This is a genomic window from Mesobacillus boroniphilus (assembly GCF_018424685.1).
GTDB lineage: Bacteria > Bacillota > Bacilli > Bacillales > Cytobacillaceae > Mesobacillus > Mesobacillus boroniphilus_A.
This window is the reverse complement of sequence record NZ_QTKX01000002.1, coordinates 232,785-255,595: the sequence shown is the minus strand read 5'-3', so window position 1 is coordinate 255,595 and position 22,811 is coordinate 232,785. Positions and strand designations below refer to the sequence as shown.

20 protein-coding genes are annotated in these 22,811 nt (G+C 45.8%); 2 read left to right on the top strand and 18 right to left on the bottom strand.

Annotation, left to right across the window (positions count from 1 at the left end):
- Window positions 1-296: 296 nt before the first annotated feature.
- The 3 genes from ggt to DYI25_RS14295 form a co-directional block, all read right to left on the bottom strand.
- On the bottom strand, window positions 297-1,901 hold the full coding sequence (gene ggt, locus DYI25_RS14305; RefSeq protein WP_213370045.1) for a gamma-glutamyltransferase: 1,605 nt from the start codon (window positions 1,899-1,901) through the stop codon (window positions 297-299).
- 110 nt (window positions 1,902-2,011) lie between these two features.
- Entirely contained in the window at window positions 2,012-4,012 is a 2,001-nt protein-coding gene (locus DYI25_RS14300) for a penicillin-binding transpeptidase domain-containing protein (RefSeq protein ID WP_213370043.1), read from the bottom strand.
- Window positions 4,013-4,138: 126 nt separating this feature from the next.
- A complete protein-coding gene (locus DYI25_RS14295; RefSeq protein WP_213370041.1) occupies window positions 4,139-5,032 on the bottom strand; it encodes a M23 family metallopeptidase in 894 nt (297 codons plus the stop codon).
- A gap of 394 nt (window positions 5,033-5,426) precedes the next feature.
- Here DYI25_RS14295 and DYI25_RS14290 point away from each other — a divergent pair, with 394 nt between their 5' ends.
- Both DYI25_RS14290 and DYI25_RS14285 read left to right on the top strand, forming a co-directional pair.
- Window positions 5,427-5,864: a VanZ family protein gene (locus DYI25_RS14290; RefSeq protein WP_213370040.1), complete on the top strand. Its 438-nt coding sequence runs from the start codon at window positions 5,427-5,429 to the stop codon at window positions 5,862-5,864.
- Window positions 5,865-6,202: 338 nt separating this feature from the next.
- Complete coding sequence (locus tag DYI25_RS14285) at window positions 6,203-7,198, top strand: nuclease-related domain-containing protein (protein ID WP_213370038.1); 996 nt, start codon at window positions 6,203-6,205, stop codon at window positions 7,196-7,198.
- A gap of 97 nt (window positions 7,199-7,295) precedes the next feature.
- Here the strand turns inward: DYI25_RS14285 and spoIID are convergent, their stop codons facing one another.
- The 15 genes from spoIID to DYI25_RS14210 form a co-directional block, all read right to left on the bottom strand.
- Window positions 7,296-8,324 carry a stage II sporulation protein D gene (spoIID, locus tag DYI25_RS14280; RefSeq protein WP_213370018.1) on the bottom strand — a complete coding sequence of 343 codons (1,029 nt, stop codon included), beginning with the start codon at window positions 8,322-8,324 and terminating at the stop codon, window positions 7,296-7,298.
- 242 nt (window positions 8,325-8,566) lie between these two features.
- Window positions 8,567-9,874, bottom strand: coding sequence for a UDP-N-acetylglucosamine 1-carboxyvinyltransferase (murA, locus tag DYI25_RS14275; RefSeq protein ID WP_213370016.1), 1,308 nt, complete (start codon window positions 9,872-9,874; stop codon window positions 8,567-8,569).
- 32 nt (window positions 9,875-9,906) lie between these two features.
- Window positions 9,907-10,626, bottom strand: a complete 720-nt coding sequence (locus DYI25_RS14270; RefSeq protein WP_213370014.1) for a YwmB family TATA-box binding protein — start codon at window positions 10,624-10,626, stop codon at window positions 9,907-9,909.
- A gap of 375 nt (window positions 10,627-11,001) precedes the next feature.
- The gene (locus DYI25_RS14265) at window positions 11,002-11,238 is read right to left on the bottom strand and encodes a DUF1146 family protein (RefSeq protein ID WP_213370012.1); all 237 of its coding nucleotides are present in this window, start codon (window positions 11,236-11,238) and stop codon (window positions 11,002-11,004) included.
- 810 nt (window positions 11,239-12,048) lie between these two features.
- Window positions 12,049-13,569 (bottom strand): NADH-quinone oxidoreductase subunit NuoN, encoded by a 1,521-nt coding sequence (nuoN, locus tag DYI25_RS14260; RefSeq protein ID WP_213370010.1) that lies wholly within the window; start codon window positions 13,567-13,569, stop codon window positions 12,049-12,051.
- Window positions 13,570-13,575: 6 nt separating this feature from the next.
- Window positions 13,576-15,096, bottom strand: a complete 1,521-nt coding sequence (locus tag DYI25_RS14255) for an NADH-quinone oxidoreductase subunit M (RefSeq protein ID WP_213370008.1) — start codon at window positions 15,094-15,096, stop codon at window positions 13,576-13,578.
- On the bottom strand, window positions 15,096-16,958 hold the full coding sequence (nuoL, locus tag DYI25_RS14250; RefSeq protein ID WP_213370006.1) for an NADH-quinone oxidoreductase subunit L: 1,863 nt from the start codon (window positions 16,956-16,958) through the stop codon (window positions 15,096-15,098). The genes DYI25_RS14255 and nuoL overlap by 1 nt, the downstream gene beginning before the upstream one ends.
- A gap of 146 nt (window positions 16,959-17,104) precedes the next feature.
- Window positions 17,105-17,419 carry an NADH-quinone oxidoreductase subunit NuoK gene (gene nuoK, locus DYI25_RS14245; RefSeq protein WP_023613593.1) on the bottom strand — a complete coding sequence of 105 codons (315 nt, stop codon included), beginning with the start codon at window positions 17,417-17,419 and terminating at the stop codon, window positions 17,105-17,107.
- Window positions 17,416-17,940 (bottom strand): NADH-quinone oxidoreductase subunit J, encoded by a 525-nt coding sequence (locus DYI25_RS14240; RefSeq protein ID WP_213370004.1) that lies wholly within the window; start codon window positions 17,938-17,940, stop codon window positions 17,416-17,418. The genes nuoK and DYI25_RS14240 overlap by 4 nt, the downstream gene beginning before the upstream one ends.
- Window positions 17,937-18,356, bottom strand: coding sequence for an NADH-quinone oxidoreductase subunit NuoI (gene nuoI / locus DYI25_RS14235; RefSeq protein WP_023613591.1), 420 nt, complete (start codon window positions 18,354-18,356; stop codon window positions 17,937-17,939). The genes DYI25_RS14240 and nuoI overlap by 4 nt, the downstream gene beginning before the upstream one ends.
- Before the next feature lie 43 nt (window positions 18,357-18,399).
- A complete protein-coding gene (gene nuoH, locus DYI25_RS14230; protein ID WP_213370002.1) occupies window positions 18,400-19,407 on the bottom strand; it encodes an NADH-quinone oxidoreductase subunit NuoH in 1,008 nt (335 codons plus the stop codon).
- Window positions 19,407-20,507, bottom strand: coding sequence for an NADH-quinone oxidoreductase subunit D (locus DYI25_RS14225; protein WP_213369999.1), 1,101 nt, complete (start codon window positions 20,505-20,507; stop codon window positions 19,407-19,409). The genes nuoH and DYI25_RS14225 overlap by 1 nt, the downstream gene beginning before the upstream one ends.
- A 3-nt stretch (window positions 20,508-20,510) precedes the next feature.
- Window positions 20,511-21,764 (bottom strand): NADH-quinone oxidoreductase subunit C, encoded by a 1,254-nt coding sequence (locus tag DYI25_RS14220; protein ID WP_213369997.1) that lies wholly within the window; start codon window positions 21,762-21,764, stop codon window positions 20,511-20,513.
- A gap of 3 nt (window positions 21,765-21,767) precedes the next feature.
- Window positions 21,768-22,280: a NuoB/complex I 20 kDa subunit family protein gene (locus DYI25_RS14215; RefSeq protein ID WP_023613587.1), complete on the bottom strand. Its 513-nt coding sequence runs from the start codon at window positions 22,278-22,280 to the stop codon at window positions 21,768-21,770.
- Window positions 22,271-22,648 (bottom strand): NADH-quinone oxidoreductase subunit A, encoded by a 378-nt coding sequence (locus DYI25_RS14210; protein ID WP_023613586.1) that lies wholly within the window; start codon window positions 22,646-22,648, stop codon window positions 22,271-22,273. Before DYI25_RS14210 ends, DYI25_RS14215 begins: the two co-directional genes overlap by 10 nt.
- Window positions 22,649-22,811: the final 163 nt, after the last annotated feature.

Here is a 22,811-nt window from a genome sequence, read left to right as displayed (position 1 = left end):
TAAATATTTATTTAACTAAATCTTTAGAAAATTTAATTTAATTATCCATATAATGTCCAAGCAGGTCAATACGTTATTTCTAAAAAATGTAATCGCTTTCTATGTCGATATTTTTCTGACCGTGGAAAATTCGTTAGTAACAGTAGGAGTATAAGGGGTTATGAAGTGAAGGAGTTTGTCGAAAAAAATTTTTGAACTGAAATGATATCATTCCATAGAGTTGGGTTGTTTGTAATGATTTTACAGAATAGTAAAAGGAACACTCCCATTTGAGTGTTCCTTCACTTTAATATAACTTACCAGCAGGCGATTGAGCCGTCCGTCCTCATTTCCGTTCCGCCAGTCAATACGCCAGTATCCGGATTGCGGACAATCACCTGGCCGCGGCCGAAGCCTCCGCCATCGTACGCTACCTTCATCAGATGCCCGCGTGCTGCAAGCTCCTTGATGATATGGTTCGGGAAAGTATGTTCCACCTCGATTTGCTTCCCTTCGATCCACTGCCAGCGCGGTGCATCAAGCGCAGCCTGCGGATTCAATCCGAAATCAATCATATTCATCGCCACCTGTACATGCCCTTGTGGCTGCATATAGCCGCCCATCACGCCGAACGGGCCGACTGCCTGACCGTCTTTGGTGATGAAACCAGGGATGATCGTATGGTATGTCTTCTTGCCTGGAGCAAGTGCGTTCGCATGATTTGGATCAAGCGAGAAATCATGACCGCGATTCTGCAGGCCGATCCCTGTTCCAGGCACGACAACGCCTGAGCCAAAGCCCATGTAGTTACTCTGGATAAAAGAAACCATGTTCCCTTCACCATCAGCAGTCGCCAGATAAACCGTCCCGCCTTTAGGAAGCGAACCAGGTTCAGGCATTCTTGCTTCTTCATTGATTTTAGCTCGAGCATCTTCGCCGTACTTCTCCGATAACAGGTCCGCAACCTTCGCCTGCATTGTCACAGGGTCGGACACATATTCCTTGCCGTCAGTGAACGCCTGCTTCATCGCTTCAAGCTGTAGGTGGACTCCGTTCCCGTCATCACGATGGCTAAACTCATACCCTTTTAAAATATTTAATGCCATCAAGGCAACGATTCCCTGGCCGTTCGGCGGAATTTCCCAGACCTCATGACCACGGTATGAAACAGAGATCGGCTCTACCCATTCTGGATGATAGTTTTCAAGGTCGGATTTCATCAGGAAGCCACCCGCTTTTTCGGAAGCTTCTGCGATTCTTTCAGCCAGGGTTCCCCTATAAAAGCTCTCCCCATTTGTTTCTGCGATTTCCTGGAGAGTGTTCGCATGATCCTCCGATTTCCACATCTCGCCCACTTCTGGAACCTTGCCATCAGGAGCAAATACGCGGAACCACTCTTCGTATTCCTCTCCCTGGAAGCGGTTCTTGTAAACCTTGAATGCACCCTTCCAATATTTTGCGAGAATAGGAGTGAGCGGATACCCATTTCGTGCATAGTCAATCGCCGGCTGCAATACCTCAGTAAGCGGCAGCCGCCCGAATTTTTTCGATAGCTCTGCCCAGGCAGAAGGCGCACCCGGAACCGTGACCGGAATCCAGCCATGCGATGGCATTTTTTCATGGCCCAGCTCCTTCACTTTTTCAATCGAAATCGATTGTGGCGCAGGGCCGCTCGCATTCAAGCCATACAGCTTGTCTTTTACCCAAACAAGCGCGAACGCGTCGCCGCCAATCCCATTAGAAGTCGGCTCAACAACCGTCAGGCATGCCGCTGTCGCAATCGCAGCATCAATCGCATTCCCGCCCTTTTTTAGAATATCAAGTCCAGCCTGCGCAGCAAGCGGCTGTGACGTAGCAACCATTCCATTGCGCGCCACCGTCGCCATCCGCTGGGATGGATAAGGATATGTATGCAAAGACATATAGATTCCCCCAATATTTTTTCGTCTTGCGAAATATTATATCAAAGATGCTGAAAATTCGAAATAAAAAACTCAAGTAAAAAAGCCCAGCCAGTATCGGCCGGACTTTCCTACATTCCACTCTGTAATCTCAACTCATAATATTCCTTCACCCGGGTTACGACATCCTTGGATCCCGAGTCTTCGATCATCATCGCGACGATCATGTCGGCGGATTGCGGGTTATAGGCGACGAACCATCCGAGTTCCTTGCCTTTTTCGCCTTGCTTCTCTTTGATTTCCGCGGTACCTGTTTTACCGGCAAGCGGATAATTGGCGATCAGGCCATTGTGCGCAGTTCCTTTTGGATCGGTGATGACCTTTGTCAGTATGTTGCTTAGAGCTGCTGCATTGTCAGGGCTGACCAGGCCTTCCTGCCAAACTTGCCCCTGCTCATCCTCCATATTCAAAATCGGTTTAATAAGATTGCCCTTATTTACGAATGGTGAATAGGTGGTTGCAAGATGCAGGATGTTCATTTCAATCTGTCCCTGGCCATAGGCAGAGTCCGCAAGGCTGATTTCACTGTCAATCTTGCCGATTTGCGACGGCTCGATTGGATAGAGATATTCCGGCTGGTCTTCAAAGCCGAATTTCTTAAGGCCAGCAGTAAAAGTTTCCGCTCCCATTCCGAGCGCTGCCCGCGCGAAGTAAATATTATCGGAGTACACTAGCGCTTTCTCGAGGTTGATACTTCCTTTTACATCAGAATATCTCGTAACTTTGTAGTTGCCCCATGAAGCATCCTTCTGCCATTGCTTTTCGTTGATTTCAAATGCTGTACCAAGCTTCAGCTTATCACTTTCCAGACCGATCGCTGCCGTGATTGGTTTGATTACCGATCCCGGTACGTAGGTCAGCTTGAATCTATTAAGTAATGGTTTTAACTGATCCTCTTCTAGAATTTTGCGCTTGTTTTGCGAGATTCCAAGCGTCATTTCATTCGGGTCAAAACCTGGTGCGCTGACTAGGGCCAGCGTTTCACCTGTAGTCGGATTGATGGCCGATGCCGTACCTGCTTTTCCTTTTAGCTGGTCGTATAATTGCTGCTGAGCCACAACATCAATGGTCAGCTGGACATCCTGCCCGTTCTCCACAGGTTTTTCAGCGAGCTTTTTGACCGTTCCATCCTCTTCTACGATTGAAATCCTGACACCATTTGTTCCTTTTAGCTTTTCTTCAAGAACCTGTTCCAGCCCACGGCGCCCTATGATATCAGTGCTTGTGTAGCCTTTGCCCTTCAGTTTTTCAAGATCGTCGGCTGTTACCGGCCCAATGTAGCCCAGCAAGTGGGATAGTGCTTCCCCGTAAGGATATTCCCGTGCCCCTACCATCTGGCTGGTCACTCCATCGAGCGCAAACAATTTTTCATGGAGAGCTTTGTCCGTTTTCGAAACTTTTTTCAGCGGCACGAACAGATCTGGTTTTACCCAGCCTGCATTCATCGCCTTGTTGATTTGTTCCTCTTTCATGTCGAGCAGTTCCGCAAGCTTGGTGATTGTCTGCCCTTTTGGCTCTCCCAATTTTCCGGGGACAACTCCGACCTGAACGGCTGTCCCGTTAATCGCGAGTCCGTTCCCAGCCCGGTCAAGGATGCTGCCGCGTTCTGCCTGTACATTTTTGAAGCTGATTTTATCTCCTGCTTCGAGTTCCGGGAAGATATATGTCGTGTTCCAGTCAACATACCAATTAGTTTTATCTTCACGCTCTTCTTTTACAAGAGTGGCATTGTGGTCGAATTCTATCGGACCAGCGGCGCTATCCATTTTAGCCGAAAAAGGAAGTTCTGCATCCTCTTCATATTCCTTTTCTTCCTCAGGCTGTTTGTAGCTGACCTTCAGCTGGTTGATCTCCAAATCTTTATAAATTTTATTATATCGACTGACGAATTCCTCCTTAGTGATGGAACCCTTCGCTTTTGCTGATAAAAATCCATACATCTCATCAAACTTCTGATCATTCCAAAGTTTTACGTATTGGGAAAACCGTTCTTCGGGAGTCGGTTCCTTGCTGCAGCCGGAAATGAGTGCGGCGATCAAGACCGACAAAAGTATAAATAGTGCCCGTTTCATATGTATCCCTCCTCCTGTCTGATTTTACCATAAAAGTTCCATTTAGATAAGTTTGAAGAATATCCAATTAATCCAATAAAAAAACCCGCCTTTATAGCTAGGCAGGTTCCAAAATTTTTAATTTTATTAAGAGTTGCTTGAAGTGTCAGAGTCAGTTGAAGAGTCTTTGTCTTTATCTTCTCCTGCGTCCTTATCTTCGTCTTTTTTATCAGATCCGCCTTCAGCAGGCTTGTCTTCTGCTGGAGTTGTACCTTCAGCATCTTCCTCTGCCGCTTCTTCAGACTTTCCTGCATCAGTTTCAGATGAAGCCTTCTCTTCCGTCACATTAGCATCCTGCAACGCGCTTAGAGGCTTGTTGAAGTACTCATGCGGATTGACTGGTACATTGTCCTTGCGGATTTCAAAGTGTACATGGTTGCCAGCCTTCTCATTGATCAGGCTTGTTCCGGATTTCGCAATGACTTGTCCTTGCTCAACCTGGTCGCCAACCTTAACTTCGTAGTCTTTCACTGACTGATATTGTGTTACAATACCTTTGTCATGCTCGATTTCGATGACATTTCCAAGTACTGCATCTTCCATGACATTAGTGACAGTACCGCTTAGTGACGCGATTACATCAAATTCTTTGCCATCTTTTGAAGCAATGTCCAATCCAGTGTTCGGATGGTACGTATTATCATAGAACACTAGAGCTGCTTCTTGCTCAGCCGCGTCGCCGTCATTGTCATAGAATTGCATTTGGATGACAGCATCGTCTTCATTCACCACTGGCATTACAAAGTTCTCCATCGAGCGGTTAACCTCAACTGCTGGCTGATCATTCATCTTTTTGCCAGGCATGTCAGTCGCTTTGTACTCGGACTGATCCATGTTTTCGGTTCCGCTGTTTTGATACCATAGGACACCAGTTAGAATGATTGCGGCACTAGCAATATAAACTGTTGGATACACCCACCGCTTCTTGAAAAAGCTGTTCTTGCTTTTGTCTTGAGAAGATCTTTTTTCTTCCTCTCTCATTTTCATCACCTCAGCAATCAGTTTGAACAGAAGCGAAAAAATATATACATAGAGTTGAAAAATTTTTTACTGCTTATTTTTCGACAAAGTTGAGAGTTTTATGCAAAAAAGTTTTTTGGTTAGTTTTTAGGAGGGTCCGCTCCTTTTGGGGACAGGCTTTATATGCTTGGCACTTCATTAGGGTTATTGCTGAGCGTTACATTTGCCATTCATATTTTGGTTACTGCTGAGCGTTATAATTACCATTCCCGTTTGGGTTACTGCTGAGCGTTACATTTACCATTCCCGTTTGGGTTATTGCTGAGCGTTACATTTGCCATTCCCGTTTGGGTTATTGCTAAGCGTTACATTTACCACCCTTGATCAGGTTACTACTATAAAGTGAGGTTTAACGATGAAAAAGTTATTAGTATGGTTTTTACGAATTCTTCCGCTCGCCTATATGACCGCTATCTGGATTTTGTCCAGCAATCCTGCAGACGCCTTGGTCGAGCTGCCGAATCAGGGGCTCGACCGCTTTATAAAAGAATCGCTCCATCTCGTTGAATTCGGAATCCTGTATGTGCTGCTCGTTGTGGCTGCATTGACGACCGGGCGCTTCACACCAGTGATGAGCTTTGCTTTCATGGGCGCAGCAATCCTGTACGGCCTGCTCGACGAGGTCCATCAAAGCTTCGTCCCATACCGATCGGCAACCGTGATTGATTTTATAAAAGACGTAATTGGGGTTTTAGCGGCATCACACTTCATTCACCATGCCTACTTCAGCGGGAAGTTCACGCGGCTGAGGAGGGTTTTGCGTGGGATTGAGGAGAGAGTTCGGGTATTTTAGCTGGGTTTATTTTTAAAATAGTTATTAGTTACGGTTTTTAAGGGGCTGGCCTAGTCAATTGGGCTGGCTTTTGTTTTTCAGATAAACTTATCCAGCCATTTCTACCACAACAATCTATCTTAAAATTTCAACCGTAAATAAAAACTCGACAACCGTAATTAAAAATCCTCCAACCGTAAATAAATCATCAACAACCGGTAATATATTTCTTCTAACCGTAAATAAACCCATTAATCCATCCTTGGACATAATTATTTCATAATTAAACGAGTAAATCTGTAGGTATATTGCATTAAGACGAAGAATTTTGTATTCAAAACTATTAAGGAGTGACAGATTTGATTGAAAAAGAAAGGACATATCCAATTCGACTTTTAAAATATGAAGCTTTAATGGAAAGAATCGTACCAAACCATCCTAAAATTTCATTAATTGAACAAGATTACAAAGCTTGGCGTGCAGGATACAAGGGTGAGCTGCAAACTGATTACCGTTTAAGCTTTTTACCTGAAAAAGGTTACCACATCTTTCGGGATTTACGCCTTCAAGATGATGACTGGCACTTTCAGATAGATACTCTCCTTTTTACTCTTCGCTACATCCTCCTTATTGAAACCAAAAACTATGCAGGAACTCTCTTCTTTGACAAAGACTCCGAGCAAATCATCCAAACAAAAGATGGCCAAGAAAAATCTTATGATAATCCTATTAACCAGGTTCGGATGCAAGCCTGGCATTTGAAAAGATGGCTGCAGAGCCATAAATTTAATGTCCCTCACATATACCATCTTGTTGCTATCAGCAACCCTTCTACTATTATTAAGGTGAGTGACCGGTCCCTAAACAATTTGATAGTGAAAGGGGATATTTTGTTAAGCAGAGTACTCCAAATCGATGGGTACAACTCAAACACAGTATTCACCGAGAAAGAGGCAAGGAAATTATCGAAGTTACTAATAAAGAATCATACTCCCTACAACCCTGATATTATGAAACAATATTCCCTTACACTAGACGACCTTCAAAAAGGTATTCAATGCCCCTCTTGTTTTTCTTATGGCATGTATCGGGAAAAATGGGTGTGGCGCTGTCCCGTGTGCGGCCATAAGTCCAAAACTGCGCATTACAAAACAGTAAAAGAGATTTTCCTTCTGATGCAACAAACCATGAAAAGTCAAACATGCAGGGAGTTTTGTACCGGAATATCACCCAAGACTGCCAGTGACTTATTGTTTTCCATGAACCTCCCCCACACCGGCACCAAAAAAGGCCGCATCTACCACATGCCTCCTGACATCGAAACGTTCTTCAATTCCGCGAAAAAATTATATTAAACCAAACCAAATCCAGATCGCGCTAAAAAGCCAGGGCGCTGTTTGCCCTGGCCATGTCATTATTCGGTTTATTAGCTCAGCAGTGGCAATAATGATTTTATTTCTTAGCAGTCACCTTCGTAAGCATGCTATCTGCTTCACTGATCTCAACGCCTTTGTAGTAGTGTTTGACGATTTCTTGATAGTTCTTCCCTTCGGTGGCCATGCCGTTGGCTCCGTATTGGCTCATGCCGACACCGTGGCCGAAGCCTTCGGTGGTGATGACGACGTTAGAGCCTTTTAGCTCCCAGGTGAAGTCGCTTGAGCGGAGGCCGAGTTTATCACGCACTTCTTTTCCCGTCAGGACCTTACCTCCGATATCTATTTTAGCGACCCGATTGCCAGTGGTCCTGGAGATGACTTTACCTATCTCCGGAGAGTTCGGCAGCTTGACGCCAAGCTTTGATTCTACTTCAGATACCGTCATGACAGTTTGGTTGCGGAATTTCGGAGATTGCAGATCCCATGGACTTTCTACACTCCTCAAATACGGCAGGGAATTTGACCAGTATTCCTCTGAGTTCTCAGTGAAACCGTTCGATGTCGAAAAGAAAGTGGCGTCAATCGGCGCTCCATCAAAGGTAAGCACCTGTCCGTCGGTTGCTTTTACTGCCTCAGCGATTTTCTTCATCTTCCATTTATAGTCAACGCCCCATTGCTTTTTCAATTCTTCTTTATTTTTAAATACCTGGTGTATTTCAGTATCATTCAACTGAGCGCCTTCGGGTACGCCTACTTTATTTGGGCTCAGCATTTGTTTTACATAATAAGTCCTTGCCGACAATGCCTGTGCCTTCAATGCCTCTAGCTCGAACTCAGCGGGCATTTCAGCCGCAACGACGCCAATCAAGTATTCATCAAGCGGAAGCTTCTCTGTCTTGGACAACGCTGTCCGGTAAACGGCTACCTCGACAGCCGAATCTGCTGTAGGGACCGCAGCAACATCCTTAGCCTCGCTTTGTAATTCTTCCCCAAGCTTTCCGCCCGCTTTTTCTTCCATAAAAGGGAGGACGAGCAAGGATGGGATCAGGAGAGTGACAGCGAAAAGGATAGCAGCTAGTACGATGATTGGTTTGAATTTTAACATAGAAAAAGCCTCCATTATGAAATTTCACGGTTATTAACCGTCTCATTCCATTCATATGGAGGCGGACAAGCTTTTATGACAAAATTTGAAAAAGCTCGGCATTTGTATATTTTCTTTTAAAATGTTCATACTAAGTCGATCGAAATTGGACATTTTTTTTAAATTAACCCCAATTACAAAAATCAAAAAACCGCAGAACTATACGTAAAAGCACAATTCTCCGGTTCATTGAGTAGTATTATTTATGCGTTCATGTCTGAGACTAATTTATCTGTTGCTGGCTGTTCTTCTACTTCGCTGACGCGTTCAATGTCTGCACCAAGTGCTGCGAGTTTTTGATGGAAGTTCACATAGCCGCGATCCAGGTGGTAAAGCTCTGTTACGCGAGTAATACCATCAGCTACAAGACCAGTCAGGATCAGTGATGCTGCGGCACGCAGGTCAGTTGCTGCCACTTCTGCTCCCTGAAGGTTAGATGGCCCGTTCATGATGACAGAACGTCCATCGATTTTGATGTTTGCGTTCATACGGCGGAATTCTTCCACGTGCATGAAGCGGTTTTCGAAAACAGTTTCCGTGATCATGCTTGTGCCCTGAGCACGCAATAGCAATGCCATCATCTGGGATTGCATATCTGTCGGGAAACCAGGGTGCGGCATCGTCTTGATGTCGACTGCTTTCAATTTTTCAGGCCCGATAACACGCAAGCCTTCTTCTTCTTCAATGATGGTAACGCCCATTTCTTCCATCTTCGCTACCAATGAAGAAAGATGTTCTGGAACAGCGCCTTTTACAAGGACGTTTCCGCCAGTGATGGCAGACGCAACCATGAATGTTCCTGCTTCGATTCGGTCAGGAATGATGTTGTGATCAGCACCAAACAGTACTTCCACACCTTCGATCTTGATTGTGCCAGTGCCGGCTCCTCTTACCTTCGCTCCCATTTTATTCAGGAAGTTGGCAAGGTCAACGATTTCAGGTTCTTTTGCGACGTTTTCGATGATGGTTGTGCCTTTTGCAAGGACAGCCGCCATCATGATGTTTTCCGTAGCTCCTACGCTAGGGAAATCAAGGTATATTTTTGCTCCGTGCAAACCATTGACTGCTTCGGCTTCGATAAAACCGTTTCCTACCTTGACAGTCGCACCCATTGCTTCAAAGCCTTTAAGGTGCTGGTCGATAGGACGGGAACCGATTGCGCAGCCGCCTGGCAGCGCTACACGGGCACGGCCATTCCTGGCAAGCAGGGATCCCATTACTAATACAGAAGCACGCATTTTACGAACATACTCAAAAGGTGCTTCTATTTTTAACTCTCTGGATGCATCTACTGTAATTGTGTTATTTTCAAACTCCACTACGGCGTTTAAAGAACGTAATACTTCGTTGATGGTATATACATCGGAGAGAGTTGGCACATCACGAATTACGCTTTTTCCGTCACTTGCTAATAATGTTGCAGCGATAACAGGCAAGACGGCATTCTTAGCTCCTTCAACCTTTACAGAACCGCTTAGCCTTTGTCCGCCGCGGACGATGATTTTTTCCAAGTGTATTCCCCTCCGCGTCCAATTTCTCTATATTAATATTCAATCGTTATGATGGGTGTGCCAACTACGAGGGTAGTCTTTGCGCCCAATCGATCAGTTTTCCGTAATCCAAGCTGCATATTCATCTCATGGTCATTGCTCAAAGAGTTGTCGAACAAAGGCGAAACGGCGGATGTGGAAATAAATGATGCTTCTTCCAACCCTTCGACCTCCTCGGCTTGAAAAGCCTTGAGCAATTTAGCTTTATAAACAGGTAAAGCCGATTTTATCTTATCATTGATTTCGCCTTCAATACAAGAGAAAGTTGTGGCGTTTCCTCGAAAAATGTCAAATATTCTGCCTGGTAATTTTTTGTTTAAAAAAGTTTCTGTATTTTTATTCCAGTACTGACTTCTGACCTCATACATCACATACGTATGTATCGGCCCGTTTGTGTCGGTAGAAACAATTTTAATTTTTTCCTGAATCTCAGAAGAATTCGAAACAGCTGTTAGTTCTCCATTCTGGTGATTCCATGTCCAATCCGGAAGCTGGACTTTTAATTCTTTTACCAAACCTTCGACATTTTCTTCTTCCAATGTTTCCCTTGCATATATAGACCAACCAGTGATCAAAATATTTTCGTCCTGCAAAACTGAGGCCAGAGTTTTTATTTCATGATCAGCGTCAGCTACAGTCGTCTTATTCCCAGCTTGAAGCACAATAAAACCAATAATGCCAAAAATTGATAAAATAAATGGAATCTTCTTCATATGTCTCTCACTCTCCCCTTATTACCATTCTTACCAGGAGAGCGAATCGCATACTTGGGAATTCTCGTCACTTTTTGACATCATTCTATGTACCAACTTATCCGGGTGTTCATTGCATGTGAAAAAAATAACATAATGCTTCAAAAAACAAGCACAAAGAGAATTGTACTCAAAACCTAGCGTTTTGGAAACATGTATGAAGACCTAATTTTTTACCAATTTGTTTAGACTTTACAGCAGGTGAGCCAAAAAGTCCTAAACACCTGCTGGGCTCTTTTCGAGGAGCCTTTTGTATTGGTAAGGCTTAGAACTCGTAAAAACCAAGTATCGGTTGTTAATTTTGTTGAGAAAGCAATAAAGTTTACGAATAGAGCCTTACTGAAAAATCATCGGAAGCTGCTGTGACCATTGGAGGTAATCAAGGAAGAAATTACTTACTGTGGATCCCAGTGCGATGGAAGCAAGGATATATAAAACTCGGGCTTGAAGAACATGGTTTGCCCGTAGCAGCTTATCAAATTGGAGTGCTTGAAGAGCCCACCATGAAATAGCGATAAAAACAAGATGTGTTAGGATGCTGGTCAGCGCAAAGCCGCCAAAACCTGTTAGCATAAACTGTCCCCCCTTATCATGTTTATTTTAACATAAACTTGATGGTTATCTGTTATTTTAGACGTTTCAGCAACAGGAAAGTTTCATGACATAGAATGATTATTATTTCCGTCTCTTTAAGGACACATGTGCTTCTCTCTTGTGACCGAAACCCGTTCTCTTATTCCTTTTCGGGTACATGTCGGCCCCTCTTGTTACCGAAATTCGCTCTCCTTTTCCTTTTCGGACACATGTTGGCCCCTTTTTTTACCGAAACTCCCTCCCCTCTTCCTTTTCGGGCATATGTTGGCCTTTCTTGTTACCGAAATTGCCTCCCCCTTTTCTTTTCGGGCACATGTCGGCCCCTTTTTTTACCGAAACTCCCTCTCCCCATCCTTTTCGGGCACATGTTGACCCTTCTTGTTACCGAAACTCCCTCTCCTCTTCCTTTTCGGGCACATGTTGACCCTTCTTGTTACCGAAACTCCCTCTCCTCTTCCTTTTCGGGCATATGTTGGCCTTTCTTGTTACCGAAATTGCCTCCCCCTTTTCTTTTCGGGCACATGTCGGCCCCTCTTGTTACCGAAATTGCCTCCCCCTTTTCTTTTCGGGCACATGTCGGCCCCTCTTGTTACCGAAATTGCCTCCCCCTTTTCTTTTCGGGCATATGGTCGAAACTATATTTCAATCCAAAGAAAAACTGGCCCGCTATTAAAAGCAAGGCCAGCTGAATTTACCCCTTTGTTTCCATGAATCGATTTTCCCCAAAACCCAAACATGATTTTTACTTTTCGAACTTGTTCTTACATCCAAAATAGAAAAGTAACAAGCCTATCTCATAAAGTCAACGAACTGGTTAAAGTTCGTATGCATGAAGTCGATTGCCAGGTTTGGCATGACTCCGAACAGGATCGTTCCGATTACTGTGATCAGGATGACGGCTGTTGTTCCTGCTGGCAGCTGAATTTTTTCGTCGCTTGCTGCCGGACGGAAGAACATTTGCGTCATGACTCCGAAGTAGTAGAAATAGGATACGACTGTTGTCGCAATCATGATCGATACCAGTACGTAGTGTGCCTGGTCGACCATCAATGCTCCCATGAAGATGTTCAGCTTGCCGATGAAGCCTGCTGTACCCGGGATTCCTGCGAGTGACAGGATGAAGATTCCCATTCCGACTGCCAATAATGGCGATCGGCGGTAGAGGCCGGCGAAGTGGCTGATATCTTCTGAGCCAGTTTTCATTGTGATCAGCTGAATGATGGCGAATGCGCCAAGATTCATCAATACGTATGCGAGCATGTAGAACCAGATTGCATCGAAGGTCACGAATGACATGGCTGTCAAAGCGACAAGGATGTAACCTGCATGCGCGATACTTGAGTATGCGAACATGCGCTTGATGTTGCGCTGTCTTAAGGCGACGACGTTACCAATGATCATTGTTGCTCCCGCCAGGAATGCAATGTAATCCTGAACTGCGAACAGCAGCGGAATTGGCTGTCCATCTTCTTGTGCGACAGGAATATATCCAAAAATGGATAATAAGATACGGAGGATGATCACAAATCCAGCTGTTTTAGAGACGACGCTCAGGAACGCAGTCACTGGAGTTGGTGCTCCTTCGTATACATCAGGTGCCCACATATGGAATGGAGCGGATGCCAGCTTGAATGATAGGCCGACGAAAATCATGAAGAATGCCAGTCCAAGGATGTAAATGTGCTGAGGGTCACTCAGTCCTCCAAAGACTTGTGCGATTCCTTTTAAATTTGTTGTTCCGGCGATTCCGTAAACATAGCTCATACCGAACAATGTAATCGCAGTGGAAATCCCACCGTTCAGGACGTATTTCATAGCCGATTCATTCGATTTCAGGTTGCGCTTGCGCATACCTGCAAGGACGTAAGACGGAATGGACAGCAGTTCAAGGCCGACGAACAATGTGATCAAGTCGCCGCTTGATGCCATGAACATCGTACCAAGCAATGCAGTGAGGAACAGGTAGAAGAATTCTCCCTTATATTCCTCAAGTCCTTCATTCGTCCTGTAGTCTATCGCCAACAGCATGACCAGCGCCGCTCCAAGAAGGAGGATGAGCTTGAACGCTATCGCGAAAGAATCCAATCTGAATGTATCGTATAAAATCGAAGTGGTTTCGGTACCAATCAGTGAAACCAGTGAAATTAACGCTAGTACCACACCAGCAAAACCGACCCAGCCAAGGATTTTCCGGTCGACATGCTTAGGCATGAATAGATCAGCGACTGATAAAAGTGCAATAATACCAAGGATGATGAATTCCGGAGTCATCGTCCCCCATTCAAATGATAGAAGTGTATCTAGATCCATCCTTCATCACCCCCCTATTCCCATCATGATAGTCTCTAATGTTGCCTGAAGCGGTTCACTAAGAACAGCTGGATATACACCGATCAGAACAATCAAGCCAATCAGCACTAACACTGGAGCCCATTCAAATGAACGGATGTCTGTCACTCCGTCAAATTCTCGTTCTGCATTGCCATACGTGATGCCTAGGACTGCACGCAGCAGGTAAACGGCTGTCATGATGATGCCGATTGTACCAACCGCTGCAAGAACTGGCATTTCTTCGAATAGTCCAAGGAATGCCATGAATTCACTGACGAATCCTGACATGCCTGGCAATCCAAGTGATGCCATCGCACCTGCAAGCAAGAAGCCTGATGCAAGCGGCATTCCTTTTGCCATGCCGCCCAGGTTGGCAAGCGTTGTCGTGTGAGTGCGTTCATACAACACACCGACAAGGAAGAATAGTAATGCTGAAATCAAACCGTGTGACACGACTTGAAAAATAGCACCTTGAATTCCTGCTTCATTTAATGCGCCAAGTCCGATTAAAACGATTCCCATATGGGAAATAGAAGAGTAAGCAAGGACCATTTTGAAATCTGTCTGGATAAAAGCAAGGAACGCTCCGTATAGCAGGTTAATGACACCCAATACCGCAAGCAATACTGCTAATTCTGCGAATTGTTCAGGGAAAATCCCCATCCCGAAGCGAATTAAACCGAATGCACCGATCTTAAGCAAGATCCCTGAGTGGATCATGACGATGGATGGCGGCGCTTCAACGTGAACGCGAAGCATCCAGCTGTGCAGCGGGAAGATCGGCAGCTTAACACCGAAAGCGACAAGCAATGCGATCAATAATCCCATTTTCAATGACTCAGAAACTGGTGCGAACAATGGCGCGTTTTCTGTGTTCATCATGACTGACAGCATTTCGATATTTGAAGTGCCAGTTCTTGAAAATAAAACCATGATGACGATCAGCAAGATTGCTGATCCAAGGCCGTTATAAATCAAGAAGCTGTATGCTGCCTTTTCTTTATCGTAATAGCCCCATTTTCCAATCAGGAAGAACATTGGGATCAATGTAATCTCGAAGAAAAGGAAGAACAGGATCAAGTTTTCTGATGTAAATACTCCCAGCATACCGATCTCAAGAAGCAAGAACAGCATGTAGTAGCCTTTCCATTCTTTTTTAATATGGAAAGATGCGATCGCCGCAAGCGTCGCGATCACTGCTGTGAGAACCACCATGATTAAACCGAATCCATCGATGCCGAGTTCGTAGTTCACTGTGAACATGCCCTGCTGCTCGGCACCCTGGCCGCCGAATTGAATCCAGCGGAATTTTTCAGAAAAATTGGCCAGGTCATGGCCGCCGCGATACGAAAAGTAAGCGATCAGCGCAAGGATCAATGACGGCAGTGTTGCCAGCACACCTAGCATTTTGATGCCTGATTCATTCGCCTTTGGCATGAATGCCAGCAGCAGGATTCCTAGTAAAGGGGAGAATACCAGCAAGGTAAGAAAATAGTTGAAATCCATTATAAATACCCCCCTGTTAACGCATAGATGACAATCAAGACTGCAAGGCCGACAAACGCGATTGTACCGTATGTCTGTACCTGGCCGTTCTGGATTTTCGCACCCGTTTTACCAAGTGTCTGGACGGCAGCAGTTGTCAGTTTCACCAATCCTTCAACGAGGAAGACCTCAATGAAGCGCAGGAACAGGCTGACCGCTTTCGCTCCAAACACGATGCTCTGATTGTAAATTTCATCGATATAATACTTATTTTTCACGACGCCATAGGCAATTGGTGCCCTGCTAGAAAGCCAGTCGCGAGAAATCGACTTTTTACTGTACATCATCCATGCAAGCAGGATGCCGAGCAAGGATACAACTGTAGCGACAATCATGATCCAGCCAGGACCTTCGATATGTCCATGGCCAAGCGCTTCGTTGCCATCAACGAGCCAGTCACCAAGGAATGTGCCGAACCATGGTGTATTGACATAACCAGCTACAACAGCCAGCACAGCCAGTACAACCATCGGCATGGTCATGACGGATGGCGATTCATGGACGTTCTTCATTTCGCTGCGTGCTTCACCCGTGAATACCATGAAGAACAGGCGGAACATGTAGAATGCTGTGAAGAACGCCGCGATCACTGCAAGCCAGAACAAAGTGTAATTGCCATGAGCCCATGCAGCAATCAAAATTTCATCTTTACTGAAAAAGCCTGAGAACAATGGGACACCGCTGATAGCCAGCGTTCCGATCAGGAACAACGGTCCAGTGAAAGTAAGCTTCTTCCAAAGCCCGCCCATTTTTTCAATATCCTGAGTATGTACAGCATGGATGACGCTACCTGCTGCAAGGAATAACAACGCTTTAAAGAAAGCGTGGGTCATCAAGTGGAACACTCCGGCAACATAACCGGCAGATCCTAATGCAAGCATCATGTAGCCAAGCTGGCTGACAGTCGAGAATGCAAGAACACGCTTGATGTCAGTCTGGACAAGGCCAATTGTTGCCGCAAAAATCGCTGTGAAGGCACCGATAATCGCTACAGTCAGCATGGCTGTTTCACTCGCATTGAATAGCGGGAACAGCGATGCGACCAAGTAAACACCTGCCGCAACCATTGTCGCTGCGTGGATTAACGCAGAAACTGGGGTAGGACCTTCCATCGCGTCTGGAAGCCATGTGTGAAGCGGGAACTGACCTGATTTACCAACCGCGCCGATGAAGATCAGGATTGCAGTCAGGGTAATCATCGTTCCGGAAATCGCGCCTTCTTCAACAGCCGCGAAAATTTCATCATATTCGAAGCTGCCAGTTTGCCAGAATAATAAGATCATCCCGATCAGCAGCCCGACATCCCCGATACGGGTCATGATGAAGGCTTTCTTTGCAGCCGCTTTGGCGCTTTCTTTGTAAAAATAGAATCCAATCAACAGGAATGAACCTACACCGACTAATTCCCAGAAAATATATGTCTGTAAAAGATTCGGCGAGATTACAAGACCAAGCATTGCAAAAGTAAATAGTCCCAGATAAGCATAGAAAACCGGGAACCGCTCATCACCATGCATATAGCCTTTTGAATAGGTATGCACAAGGAAGCTGACAAGAGACACGATCACCAGCATCAATGCGTTTAATTGATTTACTTCAAAGCCCGCAGTTAGTTCCAGATTCCCTATTGTCAGCCATACGGCTTCAGCTTTGAATGTAGACTCCGAAAAGCGCTCGATCAGCACAAGGATGGAGTATACAAGAGAGGCAAGCGTCGCAAGGATCCCAACGAATGCGCTCGCTTCTTTAAGCTTTTTACCGAACAGCAGAAGGAATAGAAAGGATACAAGCGGGAACAGCGGAATGAGCCAAGCATTCTCCATTAATATCACAATCCCCTTTTTTGAACGTGCGCTATCTATCATATATACGCCCGTCAGATTGAGGCCCGTCTTTCACGGGGCAGTCCAGCTACAAGAAATCTTCTGATTTTAGCGGCAAATTACCGCCTATGAAAAATCCATCAATCCTAATTTTTCAATTGATTCATCTCATCAATATTGACCGTTCTGCGGTTGCGGTAAAGCGAAATCAAAATCGCCAGTCCTACCGCTACTTCAGCTGCTGCCACCGCAATGGAGAACAGCGCGAAAACCTGGCCAGTGATCGAAGGATTCACTCCGTATTTACTGAAGGTTACCAGATTGATATTGACCGCATTTAGCATCAGTTCAATAGAAATCAACACAATAACCGTGTTCTTTTTTGTCAGCGCACCGTAAAGACCGATGCAAAAAAGAATAAGTGCAAGAGCCAGATAGGCTGAAACCGGAACAGAACTCATTCCTGATCACCCTCCTTTTCGTCATCCTTGCGCGCCAGTACGATTGCGCCGACTAGTGCAGCAAGCAGGATCACGGATGTCAGTTCAAACGGGATGATGTATTGCGAGAACAACGATATCCCGATTTGTTCTGTATTATTTTCATGCAGTGTATTTGGTACTGCTTCGAAATTCAAATCGTAAATTCCGTAGTATACAGCTGCGCCAAAACCAAGTACGCCAAGCAGCAGTGCAAGCTTGCGCAGCATCCCGCCTTTTGGCTCCTCTTCGTCTCCATGGTGGCGGGTAAGCATGATTCCGAACAGCATCATAATCGTGATGGCGCCGGAATAGATCATTACTTGGATGACCGCCAAGAATTCAGCGGACAGCAACACATAAATACCTGCAATACTGACGAATGTAAAGACGAGCGCTACGACCATGTGGATGACCTTGGTGAGGTTCAATAAAAGCACGCCGCCGATTACCGCCACTAAAGCAAGTGACATAAACGCAAAAAATTCGCCTGTTAACGTCATGCTTTATTCACCTTCCGTATATTCTCATCATTTTCGTCAAGCCATTCCAGGTTCTTAAATAAATCATCCCGGCTGTATTCAGCAAGCTCAAAGTTGTTCGTCATGATGATCGCTTCAGTCGGGCAAACTTCTGTGCACAGGTCACAGAGGATGCATAGTTCGAAGTTGATATCATACGTATCAATGATTTTGCCTTTTTTCGTTGGATCAGGATGCTTTTTACCAGTCAAGTTAATGCAATCTGTCGGGCAAATATTGGCACACTGGTTGCAGACGATGCATTTTTCAGGATAAAACTTTTGGATCCCGCGGAACCTGTCAGGAAGCGGAATCGGTTCGTTTGGATAATCGTAAGTCAGCTTTTCGCGAGTCAATTGTTTAAGGGTATAAGCTAATCCTTTAGTCCATCCTAGCACGTAATTCACCCCTTTAATGCAGGAAGCAATGCTGCTTCCGTTCCTATTTTAGAAGAAATTCTTTAATCAAAGCAGTTAGGAAGATGTTTGCCAGCGCTACCGGCAAAAGCACTTTCCATGCGAACTCCATCAATTGGTCAGCGCGGATACGCGGGAACGTAGCACGGAACCAAATGAGGATATAGACCACTAAGCTGAACTTGAGCGCGAACCAAACAGCTCCTGGAATGAAGCCGAGGAACGGCAGCGGCAGCCAGCCTCCAAGGAATAATACAGTGATCAACGCAGACATTGCGAACATATACACATACTCAGCAAGCATGAACATTGCCCAGCGGAAGCCAGAGTACTCTGTGTGGAAACCGGCAACAAGCTCGTTTTCCGCTTCTGCAAGGTCAAATGGAACCCTGTTCAGTTCGGCAGTAGCAGCGATGAAGAACACGATGAACGCGATTGGCTGCCATAGGATGAACCAGCCATTGTCACCTTGTGCTGCAACAATCTCATTTAGATTAAGGCTGCCTGTCAGCAGGACGATTCCAAGCACGCTCATGACAAGCGGGATTTCATAGGAAATCATCTGTGCCGCGGCACGCATACCGCCAAGCAATGAGTATTTGTTGTTGGATGCCCAGCCTGCCATCAGCATGCCGACGATTGTCAGCCCTGAAATGGCGATGTAATACAGGAATCCGACATTCAAGTCAGCAAACTGCAGTTTGTCTGTCAATGGAATCGTCGCCATGACCATGAAGGACGGCGCGAACGCGATGACCGGTGCGATAATGAACAGCGGCTTATCCGCTGCTTTTGGTATTAAGTCTTCTTTTACAAGAAGCTTTACGACGTCGGCTACGGATTGCAAAAGTCCCCATTTTCCGCCGACATGGGATGGACCGTAACGGCCCTGCATGAAACCGAGCACTTTCCGCTCTGCCAGAATCGCCATTGTTACGAATCCAAGGATTACGAACAGCAGGACGACAGCAAGGGCGAAGAAGATACTGAAGTTCATAATGCCTGCGCTTGATTCGAGTAGCTCCTGAACCATTATCCGTCTACCTCCCCAAGAACGATATCAACCGCTCCTAAAATTGCAATCAGATTTGAGATACTTTCTCCTTCGAGCAGTTTAGGAAGGATTTGCAGATTGTAGAAGCTCGGTCTTCTGAACTTGAGACGGTATGGCTCTTTTTTGCCATCGCTGGATATGTAGCATCCGATCTCACCTCGGGAGCCTTCGATCCGGACAAACGCTTCCCCTTTTGGAGCCTTGATGATTTTTGGAACCTTGGCTATGATTTCTCCGTCTTTCGGGAATTGCTGCACAGCCTGTTCGATGATTTTAAGAGACTCTTCGATTTCACCCATCCTTACATGGTAACGGGCAAGAGCATCTCCTTCTTCGCGAGTAACAACGTCAAAGTCGAAGCGGTCATAGATTGAATACGGCTCATCCTTGCGCAAATCCCATTTCACGCCAGTAGAGCGCAGGTTCGGGCCGCTCAGTGAGTAATTGATTGCATCCTCCTTTGTATATGTACCAATATTCTTTGTACGGTTAAGGAAGATTTCGTTTCCAGATACTAGCTGGTGGTAGCCCTTCAACTGGCCTCTCAGGTAAGGGACAAAATCCGCCACCTTTTCAATCCAGCCTTCCGGAGCATCCCACTTTACGCCGCCTACACGCATGTAGTTGAACGTTAGACGAGCACCAGACAGTTCATTCAACAGGTTCAGGATCATCTCCCGGTCACGGAATGCATAAAGCAATGGGCTTGTCGCACCGAAGTCGAGGATGAAGGTTCCCCACCACAGCAAATGGCTGGCAACCCTGTTCAGTTCCATCGCCAGTATCCTTAAATACTCGGCGCGTTCTGGCACCTGTATGCCCATCATTGTTTCGACTGCATGGACGATTACATAGTTATTCGTCATCGCTGATACGTAGTCCATCCGGTCTGTATACGGAATGATTTGTGTATATTGCAGGTCTTCGGCAAGCTTTTCAGTCCCGCGGTGCAAATAACCGATGACCGGCTTTGCTTCAACGATAATCTCACCGTCAATTTTTAGAACGAGGCGGAATACACCGTGTGTACTAGGGTGCTGCGGGCCCACGTTCAAGAGCATTTCTTCTGTGCGTATCACGGGCTACACCTCCACATCATACGGTTCATAGTCTTTTCTTAATGGGTGGCCGACCCAGTCTTCACCTAGCATGATGCGATGGAGGTTTGGATGGCCTTCGAATTTGATGCCAAGCAAGTCATACGTTTCACACTCTGGCCAATCAGCTCCTGCCCAAAGTGGCTGTACGGACTCGGTAACAGGGTTATCGCGGTCAAGCTTGACCTTTAACGCAACTGACTGCCTGTTTTTGTATGAGTACAAGTGAACATACACTTCCATATGTGTCTGGAAATCAGTGCCGTGAAGCTCTGAAAGGTAATCGAAGCCTAATAGTTCATTGTACTTCAGGAATTCAGCCAGTCGATAATATGATTCCTTCTTCGCGACTAGTGTTGGGACATCCTTTGAAAGAGGGTTAATATAGGAATCTTCCAAAATGTTATCACCAAGATTGTCGGTAATTGCTTTTACATATTTATCTAAGTAAGGCTGGTTTGGAGATGGTTTCTTCTCTTCAACAGTTTCTTCTGCTCCTGCTTTCGCGCCAGCTGCTGATTTAGCCTTCGCTGCTGCGGCTGCTTTTGCCTTTGCTGCGGCAATCGCTTTCGCCTTTTCATCGTCAGCGGACCCTCCGCCGGCTGCGGCTTTTGCTTTCGCTGCTGCTGCCGCCTTAGCTTTGGCTACAGCTGCGGCTTTCTTTTTCGCAAGATCATCATCGTCCGTTGAAGCGTCTGCTCCTCCGCCTGCCTCCTGAGCTTTCCTTTTCGCTGCCGCTGCTGCCTTTGCTTTCGCTACGGCTGCGGCTTTCTTTTTCGCCAGGTCATCGTCGTCGCCTGCTGGAGATTCTGCTTCAACGTTTTCCTCCACCTGGCCTGTTGCTTTCATTTTTGCAAGAGCGGCTGCTTTCGCTTTTGCCGCGGCTGCTGCTTTTTTCTTAGCGAGTTCAGCGTCTTGGCCTTCTACCGGAGCCGATTCTTCTTCTTTGGCTTCCGATGCTTCATCTGACTGAGCGTTCGCTTTCATTTTCGCCAGTGCAGCTGCTTTTGCCTTCGCTGCTGCTGCGGCTTTCTTTTTCGCCAGCTCAGCGTCGTCACCCGCAGGTGATGCTGCTTTAGCCTCAGTTTGCTTCACTTCAGGTTCTGCGACTTGGTCGGCAACCTCTTTCGGGTCGTTTCCTTCCCCAGCTTGTTTAGCGGCCTGGCGCTGCTTCGCAAGCTCCTTTGCCTTTTCGGCTGCTTCTCTCTTTATCTGCTCTAAATCCTTTTCCCCGCTCATCGGTTAGATCACCTTCTTCCCGGTTTTCGCCTCATAACGGATTTTCTCTTTCAATTTATTAATCCCGTAAATCAATGCTGCTGGATTCGGCGGGCAACCCGGTATGTAAACATCGACCGGCACAATTTGATCGACACCTTTTACAACTGAGTATGATTTTACATATGGACCGCCTGCTGTCGCGCATGAACCCATCGCGATTACCCATTTTGGTTCTGCCAGCTGATCGTACAGCCTGCGGACAGTCGGAGCCATTTTCTTCGTTACGGTACCTGAAACAATCATGACATCAGACTGACGAGGTGAGTTCCGGTAGAATGTCCCGAAACGATCCAGGTCATAGTGAGCCGAGCTGGATGCCATCATTTCAATCGCGCAGCACGCAAGACCGAATGTCATTGGCCACATCGAGTTGCTTCGGGCCCAGCCTTTAACCTGTTCAAGAGTTGTCACGAATACGTTTCTTTGGAGTTCTGCCACTTCTTCAGGTGAGAAATCATCCAATTTTAAATCCATTTTAGCACCTTCTTTTTCCATGCGTAGATGAGTCCGATGAGAAGCATCACGACGAAAATCAGCATTTCGATCAATGCGAAGATTCCCAGTTTTTCATAGGCGACAGCCCATGGATACAAAAACGCTGTTTCTACATCAAAAATAACGAACATAAGGGCAAACACATAATAACGGACATTAAACTGGACCCGCGCATCGCTGAACGGTTCCATTCCGCTCTCGTAGGTGGTATATTTCCGCTCGTCCTGCTTGTATTTCGGCCGCAGAAGCTTAGCCGCAAACAAGGCTACGATTGGAAGCAGTACCCCGAGACATAGGAACACAAAGACTATCAAATAGTTATTTTGATATAGATTCAACTGTTCCATGCCCATCCCTCCAATGTTGTAAAATTTTCATACTTTTTAAACTTGTAACCGATAACAATTATACCATTGTTACAATAGTGTGTCGACAAGCCTTTGAACAATCTGGCAACCTTCTTCCATGCCTTTTTCAATAGAAAAATAGTATCTGATTTAGGTTTGTTTG